The organism is Paenibacillus sp. FSL H7-0716, assembly GCF_038002705.1.
GTDB classification, from domain to species: Bacteria; Bacillota; Bacilli; order Paenibacillales; family Paenibacillaceae; genus Paenibacillus_AQ; species Paenibacillus_AQ odorifer.
Genome location: NZ_JBBODA010000003.1, coordinates 114,346 through 140,135 on the forward strand (window position 1 = coordinate 114,346; position 25,790 = coordinate 140,135).

The 25,790-nt window shown below is 43.1% G+C and carries 19 protein-coding genes; 6 read left to right on the forward strand and 13 right to left on the reverse strand.

Annotation, left to right across the window (positions count from 1 at the left end):
- The first annotated feature begins 254 nt into the window (after positions 1–254).
- From MHH60_RS05325 to MHH60_RS05335, 3 genes are read left to right on the forward strand one after another with little or no spacing between them, the layout of a single operon-like run.
- Positions 255–1,136: a carbohydrate ABC transporter permease gene (locus MHH60_RS05325; protein ID WP_076125253.1), complete on the forward strand. Its 882-nt coding sequence runs from the start codon at positions 255–257 to the stop codon at positions 1,134–1,136.
- Positions 1,136–1,975 (forward strand): carbohydrate ABC transporter permease, encoded by an 840-nt coding sequence (locus MHH60_RS05330; RefSeq protein ID WP_036675762.1) that lies wholly within the window; start codon positions 1,136–1,138, stop codon positions 1,973–1,975. Before MHH60_RS05325 ends, MHH60_RS05330 begins: the two co-directional genes overlap by 1 nt.
- 32 nt (positions 1,976–2,007) lie before the next feature.
- A complete protein-coding gene (locus MHH60_RS05335) occupies positions 2,008–3,279 on the forward strand; it encodes an ABC transporter substrate-binding protein (RefSeq protein WP_143766765.1) in 1,272 nt (423 codons plus the stop codon).
- Between the two features lie 97 nt (positions 3,280–3,376).
- Here the strand turns inward: MHH60_RS05335 and MHH60_RS05340 are convergent, their stop codons facing one another.
- Positions 3,377–3,958: a TetR/AcrR family transcriptional regulator gene (locus MHH60_RS05340; RefSeq protein ID WP_076138019.1), complete on the reverse strand. Its 582-nt coding sequence runs from the start codon at positions 3,956–3,958 to the stop codon at positions 3,377–3,379.
- Positions 3,959–4,252: 294 nt separating this feature from the next.
- On the opposite strand from MHH60_RS05340, the gene MHH60_RS05345 reads away from it, so the two are divergent.
- On the forward strand, positions 4,253–5,695 hold the full coding sequence (locus MHH60_RS05345) for a DHA2 family efflux MFS transporter permease subunit (RefSeq protein WP_232061507.1): 1,443 nt from the start codon (positions 4,253–4,255) through the stop codon (positions 5,693–5,695).
- Positions 5,696–5,825: 130 nt separating this feature from the next.
- On the opposite strand, the gene MHH60_RS05350 is transcribed toward MHH60_RS05345, so the two are convergent.
- The 3 genes from MHH60_RS05350 to MHH60_RS05360 all read right to left on the reverse strand — a co-directional run bounded on the left by MHH60_RS05350 (position 5,826) and on the right by MHH60_RS05360 (position 13,186).
- Positions 5,826–6,839, reverse strand: coding sequence for a stalk domain-containing protein (locus MHH60_RS05350; RefSeq protein WP_076138015.1), 1,014 nt, complete (start codon positions 6,837–6,839; stop codon positions 5,826–5,828).
- 436 nt (positions 6,840–7,275) lie between these two features.
- Positions 7,276–11,892 carry an endo-1,4-beta-xylanase gene (locus MHH60_RS05355; protein ID WP_081389142.1) on the reverse strand — a complete coding sequence of 1,539 codons (4,617 nt, stop codon included), beginning with the start codon at positions 11,890–11,892 and terminating at the stop codon, positions 7,276–7,278.
- A gap of 406 nt (positions 11,893–12,298) precedes the next feature.
- On the reverse strand, positions 12,299–13,186 hold the full coding sequence (locus MHH60_RS05360; RefSeq protein ID WP_076138013.1) for a LysR family transcriptional regulator: 888 nt from the start codon (positions 13,184–13,186) through the stop codon (positions 12,299–12,301).
- A 111-nt stretch (positions 13,187–13,297) separates the two neighbouring features.
- Here MHH60_RS05360 and MHH60_RS05365 point away from each other — a divergent pair, with 111 nt between their 5' ends.
- On the forward strand, positions 13,298–14,704 hold the full coding sequence (locus MHH60_RS05365) for an MFS transporter (RefSeq protein WP_076138011.1): 1,407 nt from the start codon (positions 13,298–13,300) through the stop codon (positions 14,702–14,704).
- Between the two features lie 60 nt (positions 14,705–14,764).
- Here MHH60_RS05365 and MHH60_RS05370 read toward each other — a convergent pair whose 3' ends face one another.
- From MHH60_RS05370 to MHH60_RS05380, 3 genes are all read right to left on the reverse strand, one after another.
- On the reverse strand, positions 14,765–15,283 hold the full coding sequence (locus MHH60_RS05370) for a DUF6622 family protein (protein ID WP_076138010.1): 519 nt from the start codon (positions 15,281–15,283) through the stop codon (positions 14,765–14,767).
- A gap of 229 nt (positions 15,284–15,512) precedes the next feature.
- Positions 15,513–16,181: a response regulator transcription factor gene (locus tag MHH60_RS05375; protein ID WP_076138008.1), complete on the reverse strand. Its 669-nt coding sequence runs from the start codon at positions 16,179–16,181 to the stop codon at positions 15,513–15,515.
- A gap of 5 nt (positions 16,182–16,186) precedes the next feature.
- Positions 16,187–17,368: a sensor histidine kinase gene (locus MHH60_RS05380; RefSeq protein ID WP_076138007.1), complete on the reverse strand. Its 1,182-nt coding sequence runs from the start codon at positions 17,366–17,368 to the stop codon at positions 16,187–16,189.
- Positions 17,369–17,591: 223 nt separating this feature from the next.
- On the opposite strand from MHH60_RS05380, the gene MHH60_RS05385 reads away from it, so the two are divergent.
- Complete coding sequence (locus MHH60_RS05385) at positions 17,592–20,264, forward strand: cation-translocating P-type ATPase (protein WP_076138005.1); 2,673 nt, start codon at positions 17,592–17,594, stop codon at positions 20,262–20,264.
- A gap of 103 nt (positions 20,265–20,367) precedes the next feature.
- On the opposite strand, the gene MHH60_RS05390 is transcribed toward MHH60_RS05385, so the two are convergent.
- The 6 genes from MHH60_RS05390 to MHH60_RS05415 form a co-directional block, all read right to left on the reverse strand.
- Entirely contained in the window at positions 20,368–20,577 is a 210-nt protein-coding gene (locus MHH60_RS05390) for a helix-turn-helix transcriptional regulator (protein ID WP_036675786.1), read from the reverse strand.
- 1 nt (position 20,578) lies between these two features.
- Positions 20,579–20,905 (reverse strand): DUF6442 family protein, encoded by a 327-nt coding sequence (locus MHH60_RS05395; RefSeq protein ID WP_036675787.1) that lies wholly within the window; start codon positions 20,903–20,905, stop codon positions 20,579–20,581.
- 129 nt (positions 20,906–21,034) lie between these two features.
- Complete coding sequence (locus tag MHH60_RS05400) at positions 21,035–22,123, reverse strand: nucleotidyltransferase domain-containing protein (protein WP_256715220.1); 1,089 nt, start codon at positions 22,121–22,123, stop codon at positions 21,035–21,037.
- 167 nt (positions 22,124–22,290) lie between these two features.
- Positions 22,291–23,163 (reverse strand): YitT family protein, encoded by an 873-nt coding sequence (locus MHH60_RS05405; RefSeq protein WP_036675789.1) that lies wholly within the window; start codon positions 23,161–23,163, stop codon positions 22,291–22,293.
- A 28-nt stretch (positions 23,164–23,191) separates the two neighbouring features.
- Positions 23,192–24,496 (reverse strand): alkaline phosphatase family protein, encoded by a 1,305-nt coding sequence (locus MHH60_RS05410; RefSeq protein ID WP_076138004.1) that lies wholly within the window; start codon positions 24,494–24,496, stop codon positions 23,192–23,194.
- Complete coding sequence (locus MHH60_RS05415) at positions 24,493–25,752, reverse strand: MFS transporter (RefSeq protein WP_076138002.1); 1,260 nt, start codon at positions 25,750–25,752, stop codon at positions 24,493–24,495. The genes MHH60_RS05410 and MHH60_RS05415 overlap by 4 nt, the downstream gene beginning before the upstream one ends.
- Positions 25,753–25,790 lie beyond the last annotated feature (38 nt).

Sequence of the window (25,790 nt, forward strand, 5' to 3'; positions counted from 1 at the left end):
GCACACTTTCGGCGCTATCAAAGGCATTTTTACCTCTCTTTTCTCCAAAACGCCCACTTTCGGCGCTATCAAAGGCATTTTTGCCTCTCTTTTCTCCAACTCACACACTTTCGGCGCTATCAAAGGCTTTGTGACCTCTCCCGATACCGCAACTGGTTAAGAATATTTGGTGCGTGATGTTACTTTTTGTTTCGGTTAATCACCAATTCGGTTATAGAATGAAAAGTTTAAATTAACAAAAGGGGTGAGGAACGATGGACCATAGAAAAAGATCACGCCTGATGCAGCAGTTTATTTTTGTCGGGCCAACTTCCTTGTTTTTCTTTATTATTGTGCTGATTCCTTTCTTTTTGGGACTCTATTATTCATTTACCAGCTGGAACGGAATCTCGCGGCATGTCGAGTGGACCGGACTACGGAACTATCTACATATTTTCACCAAGGATCCTTCCTTTCTTAATTCATTCTGGTTCACGGCAAAGTTCACTTTCTTCGGTCTAGTGCTGACCAATCTGCTTGGCTTCGCACTCGCTTATGTGCTGACGCGCAAATTATTCACACGCAATGTCCTGAGAACGGTATTTTTTGTACCGCATGTGATTGGCGGACTTTTGCTCGGGTTTATTTGGCAGTTTATTTTTGTCAGAGGATTCTCCTCTATCGGGCAGGCCACCGGCTGGTCCTTCTTTAATCTTCCCTGGCTAGGCACCGGAGGGACAGCATTCTGGGCGATTGTTATCGTATTTGTCTGGCAAAATGCGGGATATCTGATGGTGATCTACATCTCTGCTATCAACAATGTTCCCCAAAGCCTAATTGAAGCGTCCAAAGTGGATGGAGCCGGACGTTTCCAGGCCTTGCGCCATGTCACTCTACCACTGGTCATGCCCGCTGTAACTGTTTGTCTATTTCTATCTATCTCCTGGTCCTTTAAGCTGTTTGACCTCAACCTGTCGCTGACCAAGGGTGGACCCTTTAAAGCTACCGAATCTGTAGCCTTGAATATTTACAATGAAGCCTATACCATCAGCCGGTTCGGAATGGGCTCGGCTAAAGCGATGGTTTTCTTCGTCATCGTGGCCGTGATTTCCCTACTACAGGTAAGAGCAACCAAGAAAAGAGAGGTGGAGCTGTAATGGAGACTACCGCCAAGAAATTTAATGTCCCCCTGCTTCTCATCGAAGTGATTGTAATCCTGCTGGGGCTTCTATTTTTAGTGCCCTTTTACTTTTTGCTGGCTAATTCAGTGAAAAGCTATAGTGAAATACTTTCTGACTCTGCTGCGCTGCCTTCCGCACTCCAGTGGAGCAACTATGCGGAAGCTTGGAAAGCTACCAATTTCCCTCGCGCCTTCCTGAACTCTTTTATCATCACGGTGATTAGTAATATTCTGCTAGCATTCCTCTGCTCTATGTGCGCTTACAAAATGGTCCGCAACAACAGCTTGTATAACCGTGTGCTTTATATTGCACTAGTAGCCGCCATGGTTATCCCATTTCAATCTATTATGATCCCGCTGGTGCAGGTCGTCAGCGGTTTGGGCGTCATGGATTCAACCGCCGGTTTGATTTTAGCCTATCTTGGGTTTGGCGCCCCAATGACTGTTTTTCTATTCCACGGCTTCGTCAAATCGGTACCTCTCGATATCGAGGAGGCCTCAAGAGTAGATGGCAGCAGTCCTTATGGTACCTTTTTCCGGATTGTACTTCCGCTTATGCAGCCGATTATCGTCACTGTCATCATACTGAATACCCTGTGGATCTGGAATGATTACTTGATGCCATCGCTTATTTTGCAGGATCCGGTGCTTCGCACCATTCCTATCGCCACTTATAGCTTTTTCGGACAATATACGAAGCAGTGGGATTTGGCGCTTCCAGGACTTGTACTAGGGATTACGCCGGTGGTCATCTTTTTCCTAGTGATGCAAAAATATATTATTGAAGGCATTGCCCAAGGCTCCGTGAAGGGCTAACGATACATGTTGCTTTCAGCCAGAGAGGATGAATGAATATGAGAACAAAACGTGGAATTCTCCTCGCATGCTCCCTGCTGCTGGCTGCCATGACAGCCGGTTGCGGACGCAGCAGCGACAATGCAGATGGAGTCAAAACCGTACACATCTACCAGTTCAAGGTTGAAATATCTGAAGCGCTGGCTTCGCTCAAGACTGAATTCGAGAAAGAACATCCCAAGATTAAGCTTGAGGTACAAAGCGTGGGTGGCGGGACCGATTATGGCGCCTCGCTGCGTGCCAAATTCTCTTCCGGAGATGAACCGGATATCTTTACCATCGGCGGCAACAATGAACGTGATATGTGGCTGGAATATCTGGAGGATCTGAGCGGCGAAGCTTGGGCCAAGGATGTAAAGCCACTCGCAGCAGAACAAATGACTATAGATGGCAAGCTGTATGGGATGCCGATGAATCTGGAAGGATACGGTTTCATCTATAATAAGGATCTGTTTAAGAAAGCCGGAATCACCGAGAAGCCATTAACGCTAACCGCTCTACGTGAAGCCTCCGAGAAGTTAAAAGCGGCAGGTATCACACCTTTTGCGAATGGTTACCAAGAATGGTTCGTGCTTGGCAATCATAATGTAAACGTGCCTTTCGCCCAGCAGCCTGATCCAGAGGCATTCATCGCAGGACTTACAGACGGTTCCAAAACCTTCATCGGAGACCCTATTTTCTCCAAGTGGATCGATCTACTTGACCTTACTGTAGAGTACGGCAATAAGAACCCACTTTCGACCGACTATAATACACAAGTCACTATGCTAGCGAGCGGCGAAGCTGCGATGATGCAGCAGGGTAACTGGACACAAGGACAGATCGACGGCATCGATCCCAATCTAAACCTGGGCATCCTGCCCATGCCCATTGACGACACTCCCGAAGACAACGACAAGCTTTATGTAGGTGTACCCAGCAATTGGGTTATCAATAAAAACTCTCCCGTTAAGAAGGAGGCCAAGGTCTTCCTGAATTGGCTCGTCACCTCCGAGGCCGGGAAAAAATATATCACTAAAGAATTCCAATTCATCCCTGCGCTCGACAACATTAAGGGAACCGAAGAAGATCTTGGAACGCTAGGTGCTGAGGTACTGGCTTATACCGATAAAGATCAAGCGCTGACCTGGAACTGGACCCGCCTGCCGAACGGGATGCCACAGGAATTATCCAGCAGCATTCAAGGGTATCTCGGCGGCAAGCTGACCAAAGAAGGGATGTTGAGGGAATTCCAAATCAACTGGGATAATCTCAGTGTGCAGTGATTTACCTGCTCTAAATACGGACAAACAGCCGCGCAACGATGCGTGGTTGTTTGCGTGTTCATTCAATTCCTCTCCGTTCATTAGTCAGAACCCGTTGTTAGTTCGCACGCAGCATGCTAATTTGTCTGGCAAGATACACAGGCGTATAGGGCATGTCATCTCGGAGCCAAGAAATAACCGTGCCAATTAGAGCTGCTGAACCGTACCAAACGGCAATGTCCTTCTGTATCGGTACCTTTGAATGATCAACGGCCCCCTCCTTTTTCTCCTGGTGTGCAGAAATGATTTCCGCCATCAAATTAAACAGGCGATCTGTAAAAATCGGGCTTCGTTTCGATGTAAGTATGACTTTGTAGAATTTTGCATTTTCCGCAATATGCTTAAGCAGACTCTCTAATATTCTCAGATTCTCTTCATCAACCGATTCATCATGGTTGCTATCGTTGTTCACCACTTGTAGAATGTCCTCCACCATCTCATCCGCCATCTTTTCTAACATATCCGGGAGATCCCGATAATGCAGATAAAAAGTAACCCGATTGATTTTAGCCCGCTCTGCAATACGGTTTACTGATATTTTCTCAATATCCATTTCCTCAAGCAATTCAATCACAGCATCTCTAAGTAATTGACGTGTCCGAAGTACCCGGGGATCTGTACGTTGCGTTGTGTTATTCATGTTCTACACTCCAATCTTTTACTTTCATATTGTAAGCTACATATTTTAAATAATTGTTGTTTTTTTAAAAGAAAAAACTACATTTTTACAACGAATGTAAACTACTTTACATTTTTTCGCAAATTGTTGCTTGATTACATGAAAATTTCATTTATAATCTAATTCATGCATTGTAAACTATACAACACACTGTAAATTTAGTCCATGATCGACGAGTTGAAAGGATGGAGTGGAGTGAGTACAAAGACAGAAGTAACAAGCAGTTCCGTGAAAAAGGGCCCCATCTTATTCATTATGATTTTGGGCGCCTTTCTTGCGACACTGAATCAAACGGTAATGAGCGTTGCCGTTCCGGAGTTAATGCATGATTTTAATATCTCAGCGGCTACAGCTCAGTGGCTGACAACGGGGTATATGCTGGTTAATGGTGTTCTAATTCCGATTACAGCTTATCTAATGCAACGGTTTACGACGCGGGAGCTTTTTCAAGCTTCTATGTTTATATTTTTGGCTGGAACGATCGTATCGGCCGTCGCGACAAACTTCCCTGTTCTGTTGACCGGGCGTATGATTCAGGCAGCTGGTGCTGGGATTATCATGCCACTGCTCACGAATGTCATCTTGACCCTGTTCCCTCCTGAAAAGAGAGGGGCTGCCATGGGGATGGTAGGGTTAGCCATTATTTTCGCACCTGCGATTGGACCTACTCTGGCTGGATATATTTTGGAACATTATTCTTGGGAGACTATGTTTTATGGCATGATTCCTTTGACCGTCATTGTAATCATATGCGGATTTATTTATTTAAAAAATGTATCGGAACGCATCTTTCCCAAGTTGGATATTGTTAGCGTAACTCTTTCTACCATCGGTTTTGGAACCTTGCTGTATGGCTTCAGCCGCGCTGCCAGTGCAGGCTGGTCGAGCGCAGAAGTGTTATTGTCTTTAGCAGCAGGTGTGCTTTCCCTTGGCTTATTTACTTGGAGACAGCTGGCTTCCCAAAATCCACTGCTTGATCTCCGGGCCTTTAAATACAATATGTTCTCCTTAACGACTGTCATCAGTATCGCAGTTACAATCGTGATGTATGCGGATATGATGCTGCTGCCTCTGTACCTGCAGAATGCCCGCGGTTTTACAGCGATGGAGTCCGGCTTGCTGCTGCTTCCCGGTGCACTCGTAATGGGATTGTTGATGCCGGTAACCGGCAAGCTGTTCGATCGGTTCGGGGCAAAATGGCTCGCTATTATCGGTCTACTGATTACAATTGCAACGACTCTAAGCTTTGTGAACTTAACCGACTCAACCAGCTACATGTATCTGGTATACATGTCAACAGGCCGCCGGATCGGGATGGCGTTGCTCCTCATGCCTATACAAACTCTGGGTCTAAATCAACTCCCCGCCAAGCTTAGTGCGCATGGTACAGCGATTTCGAATACCATTCGACAAGTAGCTGGCGCCGTTGGGACTTCCCTGCTCGTCACCGTAATGACGAGCCGTACTACAACGCATATGAAGGATATGCTGGCCTCTGGCAGTACACAGAACGGAACACAGGAACATATGATTATGGAAGCATCCATTCAAGGGATCAATGATTCCTATCTAGTGATTGTGGGAATTGGTATCCTCGGTCTGCTGCTATCTTTCTTTATTAAACGTGTTGGGCAAGCGCCTGACCCTGAGCAAGAACCCAAGGTGAAGCTCAAAAAAGTAATTGCCAAAGAAGCTTGATATATAGAAGTTATCAGCACTGTTTAAACCTCATAAAAAAGAGATCAACGATGAATAACATCGTTGATCTCTTTTTAGTTTGATCCTTACTACAACAGTTAGCGACCAAACCATCTGCTAACTTGCATAACTATTTCAATTTGAAATAGATGGACGTTTTGTCGGACTCAAGCTTACTATCGTTTCTACGAAGAACAAGGCTGTTCTCCTTGCCTTTGATAATTGGCAAAATAACTTTACCCGAAGCTTCAAAAGAACCCGGTTTACTTGGGGTGACTTCAGGAAAATCAGCCAACAGCTTTTCGATATTTTCTCCGAGAGATCCCTCAAAATAATCACTAGAGCCACCAATATAGTATTGTCCACTGGAAGTTTCTGCTCCCCAAATGCTAGGTGTAAAACTTGAAAGGAACTTCCACCCTTGGCCCTGACTACCTTTTACAAGACTGGCGTTCTTCACCTTAAGCGTTACATCAAGCAGGACATAATCTACAGCTACATCGGGATCAGTGACATGTTCTTCAAACCCAAGAGCTTTTAATTGTCCGAGAGTAGTCGACGTAACCTTATTGATAGTGAAAGTATATTGAGCAGATGTTGAATCACCCTTAGGGCTATAATAGTTATCAAGGTCCGTATAAGTAAAAGAAGTACCCAACTTCACTGCATCTGCAAACGAAGCGCCGCTGTTACTGGAAGTTGTAGCGGAAGATGATGCAGCAGGCTTTGGTGTTGCCTGCGGAGTGGACTCGGTTGCAGGCGGAGTAGATACTGTTGCAGGCTTCGCAGTAGCTTGTGCAACAGTATTGTCCTTATCCGGGACAACGGATGTTGATGTACCGCCATTCGCCGATGTGATCACAACAGCTTGACGACTATTGTCCCATTTCACAGTTGCTCCCAGTGCTTCAGATACAGCCTTGGCGGATACATAGCTATGGCCCTCATAGATAATTGGGTACATTGTTCCTTCACTACTCGACAGGTTCACTTTCTGATTATCCACTTCAATACTGATGGCCGCATTCTGATATGCAGAAATCTTCTTCAATGTCGTGTCTGCGTAAGCGACTGCACCCACAGCCAACAGCATTGAGCTAACTGTAATAATTGACATGACTTTCTTGCTTGTTACCTTTAGCATCTTACACTCTTCTTTCATGTTTATGTATATGAATCTCGAAAATTATATCACTTTATATCGAATTTTGTAAATATTGGTATGATAGGATATTCGTTCTTTATTTGTGAATACTTAAAAAAGACACATTTCCATTGCCCAACGCCACATTTCGCCTCAAAATGGCCGATGTTTTGGTAAGCCTTAATAAATATGACCTTGTTGCTAGAGTCTGATAATATCTGAAAAAAGGTAAACTTCTGTTTCGTGACATTTTTTTCCGTTTCAGTTTCAACTTAACGGAACATACACACAAAAAATCGCTGCTCATCTCCACAAGGAGGTGAGCAGCGATGCTTAAAACAGAAGAACGCAAGGGATGGTTGCACACGTATTTCCACTCTTCAGACTAAATATGGCCATGAGTCAATTCAGACTTTTTTCTCTGCTGCCGGGACTACTACTTCCAGATACGGTACAGAATGACTGCCGCTTCTGCACGGGTAAGCGTATCGTTCGGTGCAATTCTATTGCTCTTTCCGTTTACGACTCCGGATTTGATCAACAATGATGCGCTGTCTTTTGCGTAGCTGGAAATGCTTGCTTCATCAAGATAAGCAGCAGCTACAACGCCGCTCGCCTTAACTTGCTTGCCGGCTGCCGCCAGTGCGCGTGCTGTCAGCACCATCATATCTTGTCTGGAGATATTGCTATTGGGTCTAAACGTATCATCTTTAAACCCTGTAGCAATTCCCAGTTCCTTCGCAATGACCAGTTCATCATAATAATAGTCCGTCTTTTGGACATCGTTGAACATTATTGCACTTTTGCCCGTTCCCTTCAGTTCAAGCGCTCTTACGAGGAGAGCAATGAAATCCGCTCGTTTGATTGAATCTGCAGGTGAAAAGCTGTCCGTTGACGTTCCTTTGATGATATCGCGAGCCGCCATAACGTTTATAGCTTGTTTGGCCCAAGTCAGATTCTGCAAATCTCCGAAGTCTTTCTTTACGAAGTTTACTGCATAAGTGCTGAAGTGGGTTGTTTGAAAGACAACCGTTTGGGTTGCAGCATCATATCGGCCGTTCGGAACCGGCAGTACGTTGCCTTTTCCATCGATGTACCAAACGACGATAAGCTCTGGATGGCTTAGCTCCTCCGCTGTCGGCACGTAAGGAATGGCTACCGTTACAGGTGCTTTAGGGTTATTCCAAGGAATAACTTTGTCACCTGCTACTACGCTTAGACCGATAATTGGACGGTTACCAATCATATCGCGGGTAGCAGCTTCCAAGCTGTCCGTGGTGACTTTACTTATTCGTATAGATACTTGCTCAGCATTGTCTGTTATGTTGGACAGCATATTGCTTGGAATTTGAATTGTGGCATTTTCCGTCTTAAGCCATAGTTCAAAGTTTTCTTTTCCCATTAGGTTTTGGGTCGGTAATTGTATATCATACCCTTTCGCGTCCGTTTGCTTTGGCACTTCAATGATAATTTGTTTTTTGCCGTTTGCTGCTACAGTAGCCTGTTCAAGCGCTTTTTTCATGTTGTCGCTGGAGATCGTACCTATAACCCGCCCGTTATCGGACTTTACCTCCAGTTTAATCGTAACAACACCATCTTTGTTTGTAATGGCTCCAGGCTGTGGAGTTGATACTACATTACCCGAGTTACTGCTACCCGTTGGTGCATTTGTTGGTGCTGGCGTCGCTGTTGGAACAGGTGTCGGGGTTGCCGATGGTTCCGTTGGGTCTGTTGGGTCAGTTGGATCGGTTGGGTCAGTTGGGTCAGTTGGGTCTGTTGGACTCGATGGTGTCGGTGTCGGAGCTGTTGTCGGCGTTGGAGCTGTTGTCGGTGTTGGAGCTGTTGTCGGCGTTGGAGTTGGTTCCGGACCTGTAGATTTACCCTTTAGAGTAAGCACACCATAAACGGATGTGTCCATATATCCAGTTCCGCTCGTATCATTCCACGCCGCGACACTTTGACGTGAGCCCTCTTTAGCGTCGTTGATCTGTATATCGAAACCAAGCTTTTTATCGTTGTCCGGTGTGATCCCTTGAAGTGGGATCTTCACTTCAACCGTATAGTTTGTTCCGGAAATCTGGGTTGCCGATTCAAAGCCGGCTGCGATACTTAAAGGATTAAATGAAGTCTCGTTGTCAAAATTAATTCTGTACTGGCCGTCATCATCTTGATAGAACGTCGTTTTCCCATTATTTTGATCCACGAAGATTTCGACCGAATCCTGTTCATGTGCATTCACGCTGCTCTTATCAAGCTGCGTATCGCTCACCTGGATCAGGACATACAAATTTTGATCATCCCAGAGTGCTTTGGCTACTCCACTCGCTCCTTGCCAAGCGGTTTGATACCGATTGACCGGAATCTCAGGGGTCTGGCTCCAGATTTCGTCAACTGTTCCGTCTATAACAGGTGCAGCGTATTTGGCAGTAGATTGATTGGCTTCTACTGATTCAGGCTCATGCTCTTCAATGAAGGTATCAGGATCGATAACGCCATAGTAAGCCGGCTTGGCTTGCAGATTTTTATCGAATAACAACGGATTGGATGAGGCTCTCCAGCTTGTGTTATCATCCATTCCCCAAAAGGTAACACGTTTGATAGAATCAGCGTGATCCCTGAAGATATTTAACAACTGCGCATACAGATAACCCTGCGCATTAGCAAGCTTTTCAGAGAGCTGATAGTTGGTTCCAGCCTGAATGTCCAGCTCAGTTATGCTTACTTCGACACCCAAGGAAATAAACTTTTCCAAGGAAAGCTTCACATTCGCTGGGTTCGTATTAATGCTGTAGTGCCCCTGCATGCCAACACCGTCGATAAGCAATTTGCCAGGGTGAGTCAGCGCGTACCTATCATTGATTTCTTTGACCATACTGTAGATGGCTTGCGCTTTATTCTGATTATCTTCGTTATAATCGTTGTAATAGAGCTTAATATCCCAATCTGGATGCACGTCCAGTACTTTTCTTGCCGCCAGGAAAGCTTGCTCTACGTAATCTGCTCCAATGGCACTTTTCCATGGGGCAGATCGCAGCGCTGTTTTCCAATCGGTTGGGTTGGATGGATTATCGCTCATCGCCTCGTTTACAACATCCCAGGAGATCACCTTGTCACCAAAATGCTCCATAACGGTTTGGATATGGGTCTGCAAATTCATAAGAGCTTCATCCCGTCCCAAGGGGATCGTGTTGTTATCTGCGTCTGTTGTTGTATTCAGCCATGCAGGCGATTGTTGATGCCATACCAACACATGTCCATGCATCTGCATGCCCTCCGCCAGTACTTTATCTACAATTGTATCTGCCGCGGTAAACGTGAAGTTGTTCTTCGTAGGCTGTAACGCATCCGGCTTCATGGCATTACCTGCCGTAGCGACATTGTGATGCATTTTCAAAAGCTCAAGTCTGACACCTTCCAGGTCCTCAGCGGTTATCGCATTTCCAATCAGAAAATCATTCTGATAAGCATCCTTAATCGGTATCAGATCTTTTTCAATATCGACCGGGCCAGAGCCTACCTTTTCAAAATTAATATCATCGATATAAAAAGAGGCCGTGCTGTTACTGGAGCTTTCCACATAAATGGTCAAATACTCACTGCTTACATTGTTATAACGGTAGGTTCCCTCGAACTGAATCCAGCCATTGCTTGCACTGATGGTTTTAGGAGCGAGCTGCACATAATTGGCACTGCTGCCATTGCCAACCTGCGTGGACAGCTGGAACTGCGAGCTTGCAGGCTGGATCAGCTTGATCCATAACGAAATTTTATATTCGTAGCCTTTGTCCACATACTTCTCCACACGTAATGTCGGCCCATGCCATGTACTGGTTCTGCCCTCAACCTTCAAAGCATATGAACCACCATCCGTATGATTCGCTTCATTAGTAACCGTAAGCGTTTCAGTACCTGCTCTGCCTTCAAAACCACCTGCCGTTTGATCCTCAAAAGTAACAGTGGTAAAAGGTAAAGCTGGGTCTCTAGGTGTTTCTGGTGTTGGAGTTGGCTCTACTGTAGCCACCTTTTCTGTGACCAGTACATCCCCAATGTAGAACGGAACCGTTTTCCCGTCATCATTGGATTGAACGCGCAGTGTCGTATCTTTGTCCGTATCCACGGTAAATTCTTTCGTCAATATGACCGCTTGGCCTGCTTCATAATTCGCATTTGCCAAAAGAGCGTAGCTGCCTATCGCTTGAAGATAAGCTTGGGCACCGCTAGGTACAATCACATCAGCGTCCACATATACGGATGTAGTTACCGTGTAGGTTTTGCCGTTCTCTAGGCCCATGTCGCTGAATTTAAAATCAGCCGCGTCCCAGTTATTCGCTCTGTTGCTTACATATAAAGCTGCCCCGTCAGCATTGCCCGCAAAAATTTTTCCGGTGACAGGGGTTAGGTTAGCGCTACCTGATTGTGAGGCTAAACCTTTGCCACTCGCAAAAGTTTCATGATAGATTTCTTTATCCGTTTCCGTCACTGTTTTTTTTGCTGTAATGAGGAGCTCTCCAATGTAGAACGGAACCGTTTTCCCGTCATCGTTGGATTGAACGCGCAGTGTCGTATCTTTGTCCGTATCCACGGTAAATTCTTTCGTCAAGGTGACCGCTTGGCCTGCTTCATAATTCACATTTGCCAAAAGGGCGTAGCTGCCTATCCCTTGAAGATAAGCTTGGGCACCGCTAGGTATAGTCACATTAGCATCCACATAAACGATTGCAGTCACTGTGTAGGTTTTGCCGTTCTCTAGGCCCATATCGCTGAATTTAAAATCAGCCGCGTCCCAGTTATTCGCTCTGTTGCTTACATATAAAGCTGCGCCGTCAGTATTGCCGGTAAAAACTTTATCATTCACAGGTGTAAGGCTAGCACTGCCTGCTTGAGCTGCAATCCCCTTGCCACTCGCAAAGGTTTCATGATATACCGTTACCCTATCTGATGATACTGTCGTATCCTGCGCCGCAGCTTCAGTAACCGGAGCGATCCAGCTTGTAGGAATAAGCAAGGCAGCTGCGAGTAAGATCGAGATTACTTGTTTAAGCATTCTACTCATTTAATGCATTCCTCCTCTAGTGATTTTCATAAAAATCAGTTAATGACCTACCTTATTAGCACCAGCCCTATATTCCCACGCTAATTTCCTTACCTGCTAAATCCTCAATTTCAACAGTGGTACAATCATCCCGAAGAGCAGTAGAACATCATCACAAATGAGTCTATTTACTTACAGATCCCCTCCTCATATGTAAACGCTTTCATGTGTACTCACACTATTTTACAGCCTCGCTGCTACGCACTACTACGCTAATATTAAAGGTGTTACCCCCCATAATTATAGGAAAACCTATGTATGATTAAAGATTCTACGAATTTAACCCAAAAAGAAAACCCCGCTTACGGACCGTTGAATGTAACGGAAGGTAACGGGGATTGGGTTTGTTATTTGTTCTGCCGCATAATTACAGGGTCTGTTTGGATAACGCTCCAAAATATTCTACAACTACCTCTCGAAATTCCAAAGCAGCCTGCGAAATATACCGGCTCCTGTGCCACAATAAAGCTATCTCCCTTTCCAATTCGTGATTCTCTACTTGGAGGTATGTGATATCTTCCCGTGAATTCCGTGCCGTGCTTGGTATGAAAGCTAAGCCAATTTCAGCTTCTACAAGAGTGCTAAGCCTTGCAGGTTCATCCCCCTCATACACATATTTAGGTACAAATCCAACTGATTTGCATACAGAGTCTATTAAATCGCGAGTACCATAGCCACTCTTTACACCAACAAACCATTCATCCCTTAGCTCTGTCAAAGATACACTGCTTCGATTGGCCAGCCTATGCCCCTTTGGAACGGCAACAAGGATTGGATCGATAAAGACGATTTGACATTCGATGTCATCCCCTTTTATTGGAGGTGAGGATAAGCAATAATCAACCTCTCCTCTATTAAGAAGTGTAACCATTTCCTGCGTGGTCAGCATTTGCACATGGTATTGAATATCAGGCCGCTTTTTCCGAAACTCTCGCAGGATATTGGGTAATGTGCTTGCGGTCGTCACCGCTAATTCGAGTGTGCCATGTTCAGGACTGGATAAATCGCTAAGCTCCTGTTTTCCCTGCTCCAATTCAAACAATGCCCTTTCAGCTCGGCGAAGGAACCGGCTTCCGGACTCATTCAGTCGCAGCTTTCTTCCTACACGATCGAATAAAGGTACCCCCAGATCCTCCTCCAAACGCTGAATCGTTTTGCTTAGTGATGATTGAGTAACGTGTAGATTTCGTGCAGCTTCAGTCATATGTTCCAACCGAGCTACCGCGAGAAAATATTGCAGTTGCAGAAGTTCCATTTCGCACCTCCGTTCATTCCCTCAAGTCAATGAGATCATAACATAAAATGCGTTGGAATGAATGATCGATTTGAAGTACGATGACATTAATAAGCTTTAGGGGGATTTAAAATGAGTGTTCGCAACAGGTGGTTAATGATTTCAGTAGGTCTGGGGATTTTATTGAACCCTTTAAATTCTTCGATGGTGTCTGTGGCTATTCCAAGGCTGCAAAATGTATTCCAGCTTGACTATACAGGTGTTTCCTGGATTATTTTTTCTTTTTACATTGCAAGCAGCATCGCTCAACCTGTCATGGGAAAGGCCAGCGATTTATTCGGCCGGAGGAAAATATTTCTTACCGGGCTTGTCATATCCTTCATTGCAGGTTTATTAGCTCCCCTCTCCCCAAACTTTGGTTGTCTCATCGTGTTCCGTATTGTGCAAGCCATTGGAACTAGCATGATGGTTGCCGTTGGAATGGCCATTGTGCGGATTCATATTACGGAGAAACAAGCGACCGCACTGTCTGTTTTATCCATCTTCCTATCCGGCGCGGCAGCAATAGGACCCTTTATTGGCGGGGTTATTATTCACTGGTGGGACTGGCCAGCTATCTTTTTCGTCAATATTCCATTCGTGGTCGCGAGCTTTCTATTATCTTGGAGGCATATCCCCAAAGACGAACCGTCAACAACCGTTACCCGGGGAATGTCCCTGCGCAAATGGTTTGATTTGATTGACGCGTCAGGAATCCTGCTCTTCACTGTGGGGCTGGTTGGCGTGCTCCTTGGATTGCTTTCAGCAAAATCATCCGGACATATCTCATTAATACATGTCATTACCTTGCTAACAGGACTCATTCTGCTGGGGGCATTCGTCCGGCATGAGCTAAAAGCGGCGTCACCCTTTATTCCTTTACGTACATTTGCCAAATATCCGGCAATGACTTGGGTTAATGTTGAATTCATGCTCGTTAATGTACTTTTTTACTCACTCTTTTTCGGGATTCCATCCTACTTGCAAATGGTACGTCATGTCAGTGAATTCCAAACTGGGATTCTCATGCTAACGCTGGGATTATGCTCGCTGGTTACTGCTCCAATAGCAGGACGATGGATCGATAGATCAGGACCCCGGCCAGCATTGCTGGTGTCCGGGGTCCTGATGACATTGGGATCAGTGTGGCTTGTGACCTTAAATCAGACTTCACCGGTGATCAGTGTATGTGTGGCTTTAGCTGCATTTGGTATTAGCAACGGATTGAACAATGTCGGCCTGCAAGCAGCCTTGTTCCAAAGTTCTCCAAAAGAAATCATCGGTGTAGCCTCCGGATTATTTAATACATCGAGATACCTGGGAACCATTCTCTCTTCATTGTTAATAGGTATCATAATGGGAGGTAAGTTTAGCTTCGAGGGATTTCAAGTCCTTGGGGTTATCCTCACGATAATTGCATTGTCTTTGGTATTCATGAGTCGGAAGCACCGTGAATCAGGGCAATTGCAGGAGTCGGCTAATTCGGGCGCTAGCAAATAGGAAAGGGCAGACAAATAAGACCTGTCATCAGACAGGTCTTGTTTTGTTCTTTTAACGAGATCAATTGATCCCCCTTCTGCCACTTATAGAGTTTTTAAGCTTACTTTGCATATAAAAGGTATATACGATACCTCCAAAAAACAATCCAACAGTTAGCCCATTTGCTGAAGAATAAATGATATGAAACACGCTGCTATGGTAAAAAATCAACATCACATTCAGAATATATTTAACAATAAAATTCAGTAGAACAATAAATAATGGAAGATAACTTTTCTTCTTGAATACTACTGATTCTATTCTAACAAAGGATTGGTACCTCTTATTTAAAAAATAGCCAATCAGGAAACCTGGGATGATAAAGATCATATAACTCGTCAACGTCAGACCTAATTGAGGAAAAGTAGTTGTTATTGTCCGTAATCCCCATGCCATAAAAATAAGCGGGGCAATAAACATCCGTGAAAAAACAACAGGCCGTTCCTGAGAATTTTTAATCCCCATTATGAACAAAAGAATGAATAATATCCACACCCATGATGGTGTGCTTGAAATTACTTGTGTGACTGTAATGTGCATTATATTTCCTCCTTGTATAGAGCGTTGCAGTTCCACTGTGTTGCCTTACTAATAATAAAAAATCATAGGGACTAACACATCTACACAGCGATTGATTTTTAAGCAACGATACCTCTATCTAGAGATATACAATGTTTGAGCAGAACCCATAAACAAAACAAAAAAGACCGGTTGTGGCCGGTCTTTCTAACTACATGGTTATTTTTTTATAGAACAACTTCTCCCTCTATTACTCTACCATCCCTGTCCGTATAGCCAACACAACAGCTTGTGTACGATCTTCGACCTCAAGCTTTTGGAGAATACGATGAATATGAGTCTTAACCGTGCCCTGTGAAATATTCAAAATTTCCGCAATTTCAGAGTTCCTGCGCCCGTATGCCATTTGTTGGAGTACATCAAGTTCACGTTCGGTCAGAGATTCAGAAAAATCATCTGATGCTTGCTCTGTTTTGTTTAGTTTAGCATCACTCGAAATGGCTGCTATAAGCGCCTTACTTGCAGTAGGTGTCCTGTAAATTGCATTACCTTGATTCGCCCAGCGTATTCCAGCAAGAACTTCTTGCATATCCGTATCCTTCAACAAGTACCCTACTGCGCCTGCACGTATCCCTTCAATAACATAGGCTTGAACATCAAAAGTGGTTAGAAGTACAATCTTAATTTCTGGATTTACACGGAGAACTTTGCGAGTTGCTTCAAGCCCCGAGGAATTAGGCATTTGAATATCCATTAACACAATATCGGGTTTAGTTTCAAGTGAAACAAGGTAAGCTTCCTCCCCATCACAGGCTTCTCCTACGCATTCCATATCAGGCTGTGAATCTATAATGTACCTTAATCCTTGCCGGACGAAAGGCTGATCGTCAGCAAGTACAATCCTAATTATTTTATCCAAGTGAACTACTCCTTCTCTTCCACAATAGGTCTACATGCAACGGGAACGACTGCCTGCAGGCGAAAGCCATGAGGTTCTATAGACGAAAAAACACAGTAGCCCCCCGATGCTTTACACCGCTTTGTTACGCCATTTAGACCATACCCTAAATTTAAAGGTTCTTCTTTAACAGTTATTCCATTGTCTGTGACCGTAAGGTAAATCGTATCGTTTACTTCTTCAATATCAATGCTGGCAATAGTCGCATTTGAATGACGAAGCACATTGGTTAATGACTCCTGCAGAACTCGATATAACACGATACTTGTTTCAATAGGCCACTCTGTGACTTCCGATTTTTGATTAAGTTTGAACTGTATAGAAGATCTGCTTTGAGTTTGGGATACGAGGCCTTTTAAAGCAACTAGCCCTAAACCCATTTCGTCATTTGACCATTCCTTTACCGCAACTCGAACTTCCGCCATAGCTTGACGAGCAATAGTAATTAACTGGCTGGTGGACTCAGCTGCTCTTTTAGGATCATTTACTTGCATAATCTGAAGGGCTTGCAATTGCACTATCAGTGAAGTCAATTGATGACCCAGTCCATCATGAATTTCGCTGGCAAGCCGGGTTCTTTCTTCTAAAGCTGCATAACGTACCGAATGAACCATAGCTTCTTGAAGTTCGTTATGCGTAGCCTCCAGCTCTTTATGAGTTTTATTTAACTCTTCAAGGTGGAGCGTTGTTAAGTGGTGAGCATCTCTTCTGATTTTTATACTTCGCGCTACGAGGATTACACAAAGCAGCCCTAAAAAACTGCTTAAGGACAATGAATAAATCAGAAAAACAGCAGTAAGTGTAGTGATTCCAACAATAAAAGAAACACGGGGATAAACTCGATTCATAAATAGGATAATAAAATAAAGCGGCCATAGTAAACTTGTATTCGGTGAGCCAAAAACATAATGAAGCATTAATATAATCAAAATCATTATAAAAGTAACAGCATAATATTTCACTTCAGTCCACCAAGCGTTTTTTGCCCAAATCAACACCAGATATAGCAACAACACGATCAGGCCACCTAGAAGGTTAATGAATCCTTGACCGCTATAATCTTTGTAATAGGAAATTGCTAAGAGCAATGACCCAACGAAACGAACCAGGTTTACATATATTTTTTCTTCCTTGAATGTAAACTTCACGAGGTTCCTCCAAATTTCTATCTAGTTCAGAACTCAATTTATTACAAGGTTCGACAGTATTAATACTATACGTCAAGCTCAATGCTCAGTCCAATTTCAAGCTCAAAAGACACATTTATAATATAAAAACAGTTTAAGTAGCTCGATATTTTGAAACTTGTCCCGGCTTGAACCGTAATTTTTAAGAACAAAGACACAGCACAGCAGAGAGGAGCTATCCTTAGTGGAATATTACCGCAACAATGTATCCGACAGTTTACAGGATGTTCAGAGTTCAGCTAACGGGCTTACTTCGGCAGAAGTCGACAAACGTCTGAAAGATTATGGTTTTAACGAATTAAAAGGAAAGAAAAAAGATCCTGTTTGGAAGCTTTTTCTTGAAAACTTCAAAGACCCTATGGTAGTCGTACTGCTTATAGCGGCCATTGTCCAGATTGTTATGGGACAAGTTATGGAGTCGCTTATTATTTTCCTCGTCTTGATTCTCAATGCAGTTATAAGTGTCATCCAGACCCGTAAAGCGGAGAGTTCACTTGATGCCTTGCAGCAGATGTCAGCACCCGAGGCCAAAGTGCTGCGTGATGGAGCATTACAAACCGTCCCGGCAAGGGAACTTGTACGCGGTGATATCGTATGGCTGGAAGCCGGCGATTTTGTACCCGCCGATGGCCGGATTATAGAATCGGAAAGCTTAAAAATAAATGAGGGTATGCTAACCGGAGAATCCGAAGCTGTGGAAAAGCATACAAATATCATCGCGAAAGAATCTCCGCTTGGAGACCGGCGTAATATGGCGTTCAGCGGTTCACTAGTTGTATATGGCCGCGGAAGCCTAGTAGTAACGGGAACTGCACTCACTACCGAAATCGGAAAAATTGCTGAACTCATTGAAAGCGCCGAAGCTAAGCAAACGCCGCTGCAGCGAAAGCTCGAAACATTCAGCAAGCAGCTGGGGGTAGCAATTATTCTCCTGTCCATTGTTATCTTTGCCATCCAGGCCGGACGTGTTTGGTTGTCGAATGATACTGTCGATACAACAGAAGCTATCCTGAATGCATTAATGTTTGCAGTCGCTGTGGCGGTTGCTGCGATTCCCGAAGCTCTTTCCTCAATAGTAACTATTGTCCTATCCGTAGGTACTAACAAGATGGCTAAGCAACATGCGATTATTCGTAAGCTACCCGCTGTCGAAGCCCTTGGGTCAACCAGTGTTATCTGTACAGATAAAACCGGTACCCTCACCCAGAATAAAATGACTGTTGTAGATTTCTTTCTACCAGAAGGGGAGCGTGATCAATTCAACCAAGCGCCTGAAGAATGGTCTGAAGAAGCCCGGCGGCTCCTGCATATTGCCGTGCTCTGTAACGACTCTAACATTAATGAGGATGGTAAAGAGCTGGGTGATCCTACAGAGGTAGCACTTATTGCCTTCAGTAACAGCAAGAATAAAGATTATAAGGAAATACGCGATAATTTCCCGCGCGAAGCCGAGCTACCTTTTGACTCGGATCGCAAGCTGATGACGACCTTGCATACTTTTAACGGACAAAAAGCAATAATTACTAAAGGTGGACCCGATGTGCTCTTTGGTCTATGCTCGCATGTACTGTTAAGTGGAAAAGAAGTGCCGATGGCACCAGAAGTTCTTGAACGCTTCTTCGAAGCCAATGAGGAGTTCTCCAGCAGAGCACTCCGTGTACTTGCCTATGCCTACAAAACCGTACCAAATACGGTTACTGAAGTCGGATTGGAGGATGAACAACATCTGGTGCTCGTAGGTTTGACTGCTATGATTGATCCACCTCGGGAAGCTGTCTACGGCGCGATCGCAGAGTCTCAGAAGGCTGGAATCCGAACCATCATGATTACCGGTGATCATAAGACAACCGCACAAGCGATCGGCCGCGATATCGGCCTGATGACTGAGAATGAAATTGCCGTAACCGGCCAAGAACTCGATGCCATGTCTGATGAGGAACTTGATCAAAAACTTGAACAGATCGGTGTCTACGCCCGTGTCTCTCCGGAGAACAAGATCAGAATTGTCCGCGCGTGGCAGCGGAAAGGCAAAATAACAGCCATGACCGGTGATGGTGTAAATGACGCGCCTGCTTTGAAGCAAGCAGATATCGGAGTTGCCATGGGCAGTGGAACCGATGTTGCCAAAGATGCGGCTGCCATGATTTTGACCGATGATAATTTTGTATCTATTGTCAATGCTGTATCTGTGGGCAGAACGGTATTTGACAATATTAAAAAAGCGATCGCCTATTTGTTCTCAGGTAACCTGGGTGCAATTATCGCCATCCTCTTTGCCCTTATTTTCAACTGGATTAATCCTTTCACAGCGATTCAGCTTCTATTCATCAATCTGGCGAATGATTCTCTGCCCGCCATAGCTCTTGGGATGGAAAAACCTGAACCTAATGTGATGAACAGAAAACCAAGAGAGCTCAAAGAAGGAATATTCGCAGGAGGAATGATGCAGGCCATTGTCACCCGTGGTCTACTCATAGGTATAGCTGTTATCATATCCCTGTATATCGGACTTCAGGATTCGCCTGATATGGGCGTAGCTATGGCATTCACAACCCTGATCTTGTCTCGTACATTGCAGACCTTTGCCGCCCGTTCGAATAGTCAAACTGCTATTGAAGCTGGCCTTTTCAGCAACAAATACGTCATCGGAGCCGTTCTGGTCTGCTTTGCCTTTTACGGCATTGCTCTTCTGCCAGGGGTTAGAGAAATCTTCTCGATTCCGGCTTCCTTTGGAATGTCAGAGTGGCTGATTGCAGCAGGCTTAGCCCTTGGCTCCCTCATCCTAATGGAATTAACGAAGGTTGTTCGAAGAGCTTTTACACCCAAATCTGTTGAACAGAACCCTGTAAATTCCTGAGTAAGCTATAATCGACTGAAAAGACAAAACAGCGATCTCCAATGATGGAGTATCGCTGTTTTTTTGACATCTAGAGTTAAACCCAGAAAAGCTTCTTTTGATTTTAATCAAAATAAAATAATTCTTCGAATTTTTTATCCAACGCAATACATAAAATCAAAGCTAATTTTGCAGTAGGGTTAAACTGTCCGGTTTCAATCGAGCTTATAGTATTTCTTGAGACACCCACCATTTCTGCCAATTGTGCTTGCGATAATTTTTGTTCTGTTCTTGCTTCGCGCAGTTTATTTTTTAAAACCAAAGGTTCACTCATACTAATCACTCATCCCATAAAAGTAAATAAACAAAAACGAAACACTTATAATTAATCCTAAAATGAAATTGAGTAAATGCATCTTTTTCTTAGTTACAGAATACATCCCAAGACCTTCACAGCTCAAATATCCAAAAAACATGGCTATCAAGGCTTTTAATGCAAGATTTGTTTCCTGACTATGATTATATAAACTGAAGACACTCAGAATGCAAAATACAATCAACATTCCAATGAATCCGCTTTTTCTGCCTTTAGCAAATACAAATTCTTTTCCTTCGTCTCCTTTTTCATTTCTGCTTTTTTCTAATATTTCTTCCTTTTTCATAAAAATTTCTCCTTTCAAAGTGAAAAGATGATGACAAGTTTTCTTGTCATCATTATTATAATACGCCAAGTTTTCTTGTCAAATATAAAAAAGCTCACTCCAATCCAAAGATTGGTAGTGGGCTATTTTCTATACCTTCATATATTGGTTATATAATTGCTCGAAAGTATTGTATCGTTCGACTTTCCTGCCTACCTTGTTGTATTCCTCCAGATATTCATCCATGACCTTCAGAAACTCATTTTTAAAGACTTGAAGATGGTCAGAATCAAAATACTGCATGATATCAAACTTTTTAGTTCCCTTCCATTCTGTCATTTCATCAAGAAAACCTTGTATGCCCATTCCTGCAAGATACGCATACGATCTATCACCCGATTCTACACTTGCTATAATCTTATTGCGGTAGTTGCACCATAATTCCTCATAAGTTCCGCCAAGATTATCATAGCTTGGGACAGGCTGTACTACAAAAGCCTTATACATTTTATTATATAAATCATTGATGTTTTTAAGTGCCTTATATGCTGCACTTCTGATTCCATCGATAGTCTTCGCCTCTATCACAGCCATATATGTCTTTTCAAAATCATCAGGAACATAACAGTACGTAGCTATTTCCTCTAAATATCTCTTAATTCCCCGTTTGAAATAAGTATTGTTCAAATGAGTTAGCGCATTTAACAAATTGTATAAAACTTGGCTTGAAGCATACCTTACTGCTCCTATATCTTCACAAAGTAATGTATTCGCATATTCCTGTTTTGCTATGTCTATACACTTTTTCGCTCTACTGATACATTCTCTCCCTATAGGCATTGCCAGAGCATCGAGTGCTCTCTGTTTATATAAATTTAGCTTTTCCAAATATTCGGGTTCTGCACAGTATAATACCTGTAAATCCACCAGACATGAAATCATTGGACTCTCAAGATTGGCTTGATCTTCTATCCTTGTTTCCCATGGCGTACAATATAGATCGTATCCAATATCATCCAAAATAAAACACGAAGATATCCCCCAGCCTTGCTCTGTGTTATTAATTATGATTAGATCAAGATCGCTTTTTTCATGAAAATCCCCAGTACTAAAAGAACCTGTAAGCCCTATAATTGCAATATCATCAGAAAAATCTCTCTTAGCCCGTTCAATGACCATGCTAATAAGCTTTTCATTTTTGATTAAAATCTTGTCTTTATGAACAGCATCCATATCCATGTCCCCTCTCCAACCTTATTAATTCTATTGTATAAGCATGTTGTTAAAGTAGGTATTCCGACTTTAATTATATTAAATCTATACCAAGCCTTTCCTCTCCTTCAAAGAAAACAAAAAACGCGCTGGCAAGAGCATAATTAGCTTCTCTCCAACGCGATTTATAGTCATTAGTGAATATTTTTCTTTTTGAAACTGCCGCCCTTAACTTCTGCAACATCGTAGACTACTACAAAGGCATTAGGGTCAATTTCACGAATAATATCTTTTATTTTACTTTCTTCCAGACGGTTAATGACACAAGTGATTTCTTTGAATTGTTCATTTGAGTAGCCGCCATAAGCATCTGTATAAGTTGCTCCACGACCCAATCGGTCACGAATAGTCTCGACCATGATTTCCGGTTGAATAGTGATGATTTTAAACGTTTTAGAGCCACTCAAACCTTCTTCAATAATATGAATGACCTTAGAAGCAATAAAATAAGCAAGCGCTGATAGAATAGCTCCTTGTAGGCCAAATACTGTTGAAACAACAATAAAGACAAACATGTTTAGAAATAAGATTAAATCACTGGTCCCAAAAGGTAATTTTCGTGAAAGTAAGACAGCTAACATATCTATCCCATCTAATGCTCCACCATTACGTAAGGCTAAACCCATACCAAAACCGATAATAATCCCGCCAACAACGGTAATTAATAAGGTATCACCTTCTATAATCGTCGGTACATGATGCATAAGACTAGTGCCAATAGCCAGTGAAGCAATACCGATAACGGAATAAAGAGCAAAGCTTTTACCAATTTGCTTATATCCTAGCCACACAAAAGGGATATTAATTATGCCAATTAGCAGCCCTAGCGGTAAGCCAAACAGTTCAGAGCCAACGATGCTTAGACCTGTGACACCTCCATCTGAGACATTGTTGGGTATCAATACCGATTCTAGACCATAGGCAGCTATTAGCGCCCCAATAATAATCATGAATACTTTTGAGAATATCTTGAGTTTATTTGATTTCTGTTTTCGCGTTTCAATCATTGAATTTCTCCGTTTCACATTGCTTAATTTAGTCCATAAAAATTTCCTCTAAAGGTCTTCCGTCACCTGGATTAAAATCAATCCCTAAAATCTTTGCCATCGTGGGGGCTATATCTACCATTTCGATGTCCCCTATAGGATGCCCATTTCTAATCTTTTCCCCAGAGACAACCAAGTTGCATCTATAGCCGTCTTTATCAGGAGAATAGCCATGCGTGGCAAATTTAACGCCTTGTTTGTCCAAATCAACAATCGTTGGTTCATCCATACTTTCGTCGAAACAATAACCTCTCTTAGCCTCAAGCATATACTTTGTGGTTTGGCCCACATGAAAATAATCCAGTTCATCTCTAGCATACAATTTCTCTATACCTGAAGATTCATCTCTCATATTATCTCCAATAACAGCTAATGCTATTTGCTCAGCTTCTTCATCGCCCTGCCGGATATGCAAGTAAGCCGCTCCACCCCCACACTGAAAGTAAGCTCTCCACTTCATTTCGCCGTTCTCTTCATAGATCAGGCCCTTTTCCTGCAAAAGGTTGTTCAAATGCACTCTGTACCTAACATTAAACTGGCCATGGTCCCCCAAAATCAAAAAAATCGTATCATCCTTCATCCCCGCTTCATCCACTGCCTGCATAATATCGCCTATCCTATTATCCATACGTGTGATTACCTGCTTCACTTCGTCACTGTCAGTTCCATAAGCATGTTTAGCATCATCCAGATCGATCAGATGCATCATTAGAAGATTAGGTTTTTTGCGCTTAATCGTGTCTATAGCACATTTGGTCGTGAAGTCATCCAGATAAGGCTGCTCAATCCCCTTGCGGATCCGGCCATATTTCAGCTCCATATCCACGCAGTATAAGGGGCTTCCGCTTTTTAATATCTTCAGTGCCTGATTTTCGTTTTTGATGGCTCTGATTTCAGGTATATTGTATTGGATGGAGGATTTACCCGATACTGGCCATAGGATTCCGGCTGTGCTCATCTTATGCTCGCGCGCAACATCGTAAATCGTTGGCACCTTGATCGCATTTCTAAACCAGAACCAATTTTGCTCCTCTTCCTTAATAAAGGGCTGAAACGGATTGTTGTGGTGGATGCCATGCTTATCCGGATATACACCGGTTGCTATGGTGGTGTGCACTACATATGTGAGTGTCGGATACACACTTTTCAATTTATGGCTATGAGCTCCGTTTTTAATTAATTTACTTAAGTTTGGAAGCCGGCTGGCCAATGCCCAGTGGTCTTCTGAAAAGGCATCGTAAGAGATGACGATTAAATGCTTGGCCATAGCCGTTTGTGCTTTAATTGACTTCATAGAATAAGCCCCTTAGGTTCGTCATGTTCAGGCTGCTCTTTAGGTAAAGTTATAAATACGAATAATCCAATAATAAAAAGTGGGATAATCGCTAAAATACTAAACTTAGCATTACCTGTTATTGTTGTTGTTAAAGACATTACAGCAGGACCAACAATGGCCGCGAACTTACCAAAAATATTGTAAAAACCAAAGAATTCATTGGAATTCTCCTTTGGAATGATCTTCGCATAATAAGACCTGCTGAGCGCCTGAATGCCTCCCTGAGCGGAACCAATTAGCGCACCTAAAATAAATATATGCCACACTGAAGTGATAAAAAAAGCCGCGATGCAGGAAATGATATATGTAACAATTCCCACGATTATCAAAGTCCTGGCGGAGTATTTTTTGGCGAGATTACCATACAGGATTGCACAAGGAAAAGCGATGATCTGGATAACTAATAATATCCCCAGTAAGGTGAAGGTGTCAAAAGCATCCGCACCCAGAACCGATGTGGCATAGGGAACCACCATTTTAATAATCGTATCTACCCCATCAATATAAAGAAAGTACGCAATCAAGAAAACAAATACAACTTTATGCTGTCTAACATTCCTAAAGGTGTCTCCCAGTCTTTTGAAACTGTTGATTACAGGTCTTGGTTCAGGCTCAATGTAATATCTCTGCTTCACATCTCTGATCATGGGTATGGTCAACAGCCCCCACCAAAGAGCAGTAATGATAAACCCAATCTGATAACCGATCGACTTATCCATCCCCATAAACAGAATCAATAGTAGGCTGATGCCAAATGGAATGACGCTGGCGATATATCCATAGGCAAAACCTTTTGTGGATAGCTTATCCATCCTTTCATCAGTGGTTATATCCACAAGAAAAGAGTCATAAAAAATATTGGCTCCGGCAAAACCTATGACAGACAGGATGTAAAACCCAATCAATAACTGCCACTGCCCGCTCGCAGGTGCAACGAATGCCAACGAAGCCGTAGCCAGCACACCGATCAAAGAGAAAAATAAGAAAAAGCGCTTTTTCTTATCTTTGTAATCTGCGATCGTGCCTAAAATCGGACTAAGGATAGCCACAAGAATACTAGCAATGGAGTTAAAGTACCCTAAATCCATGCTGCTGTTAACATTTGAAAACATGCCAAATACAATAGGCAATAATGCAGTTGTAACCGCCATCGAATAGGCTGAATTCCCACAGTCATATAAAATCCATGATTTTTCCTCTTTGCTAAGTTTCATCTAACAGCCACCTTTTCACCTATTTGTAACTGTTATAT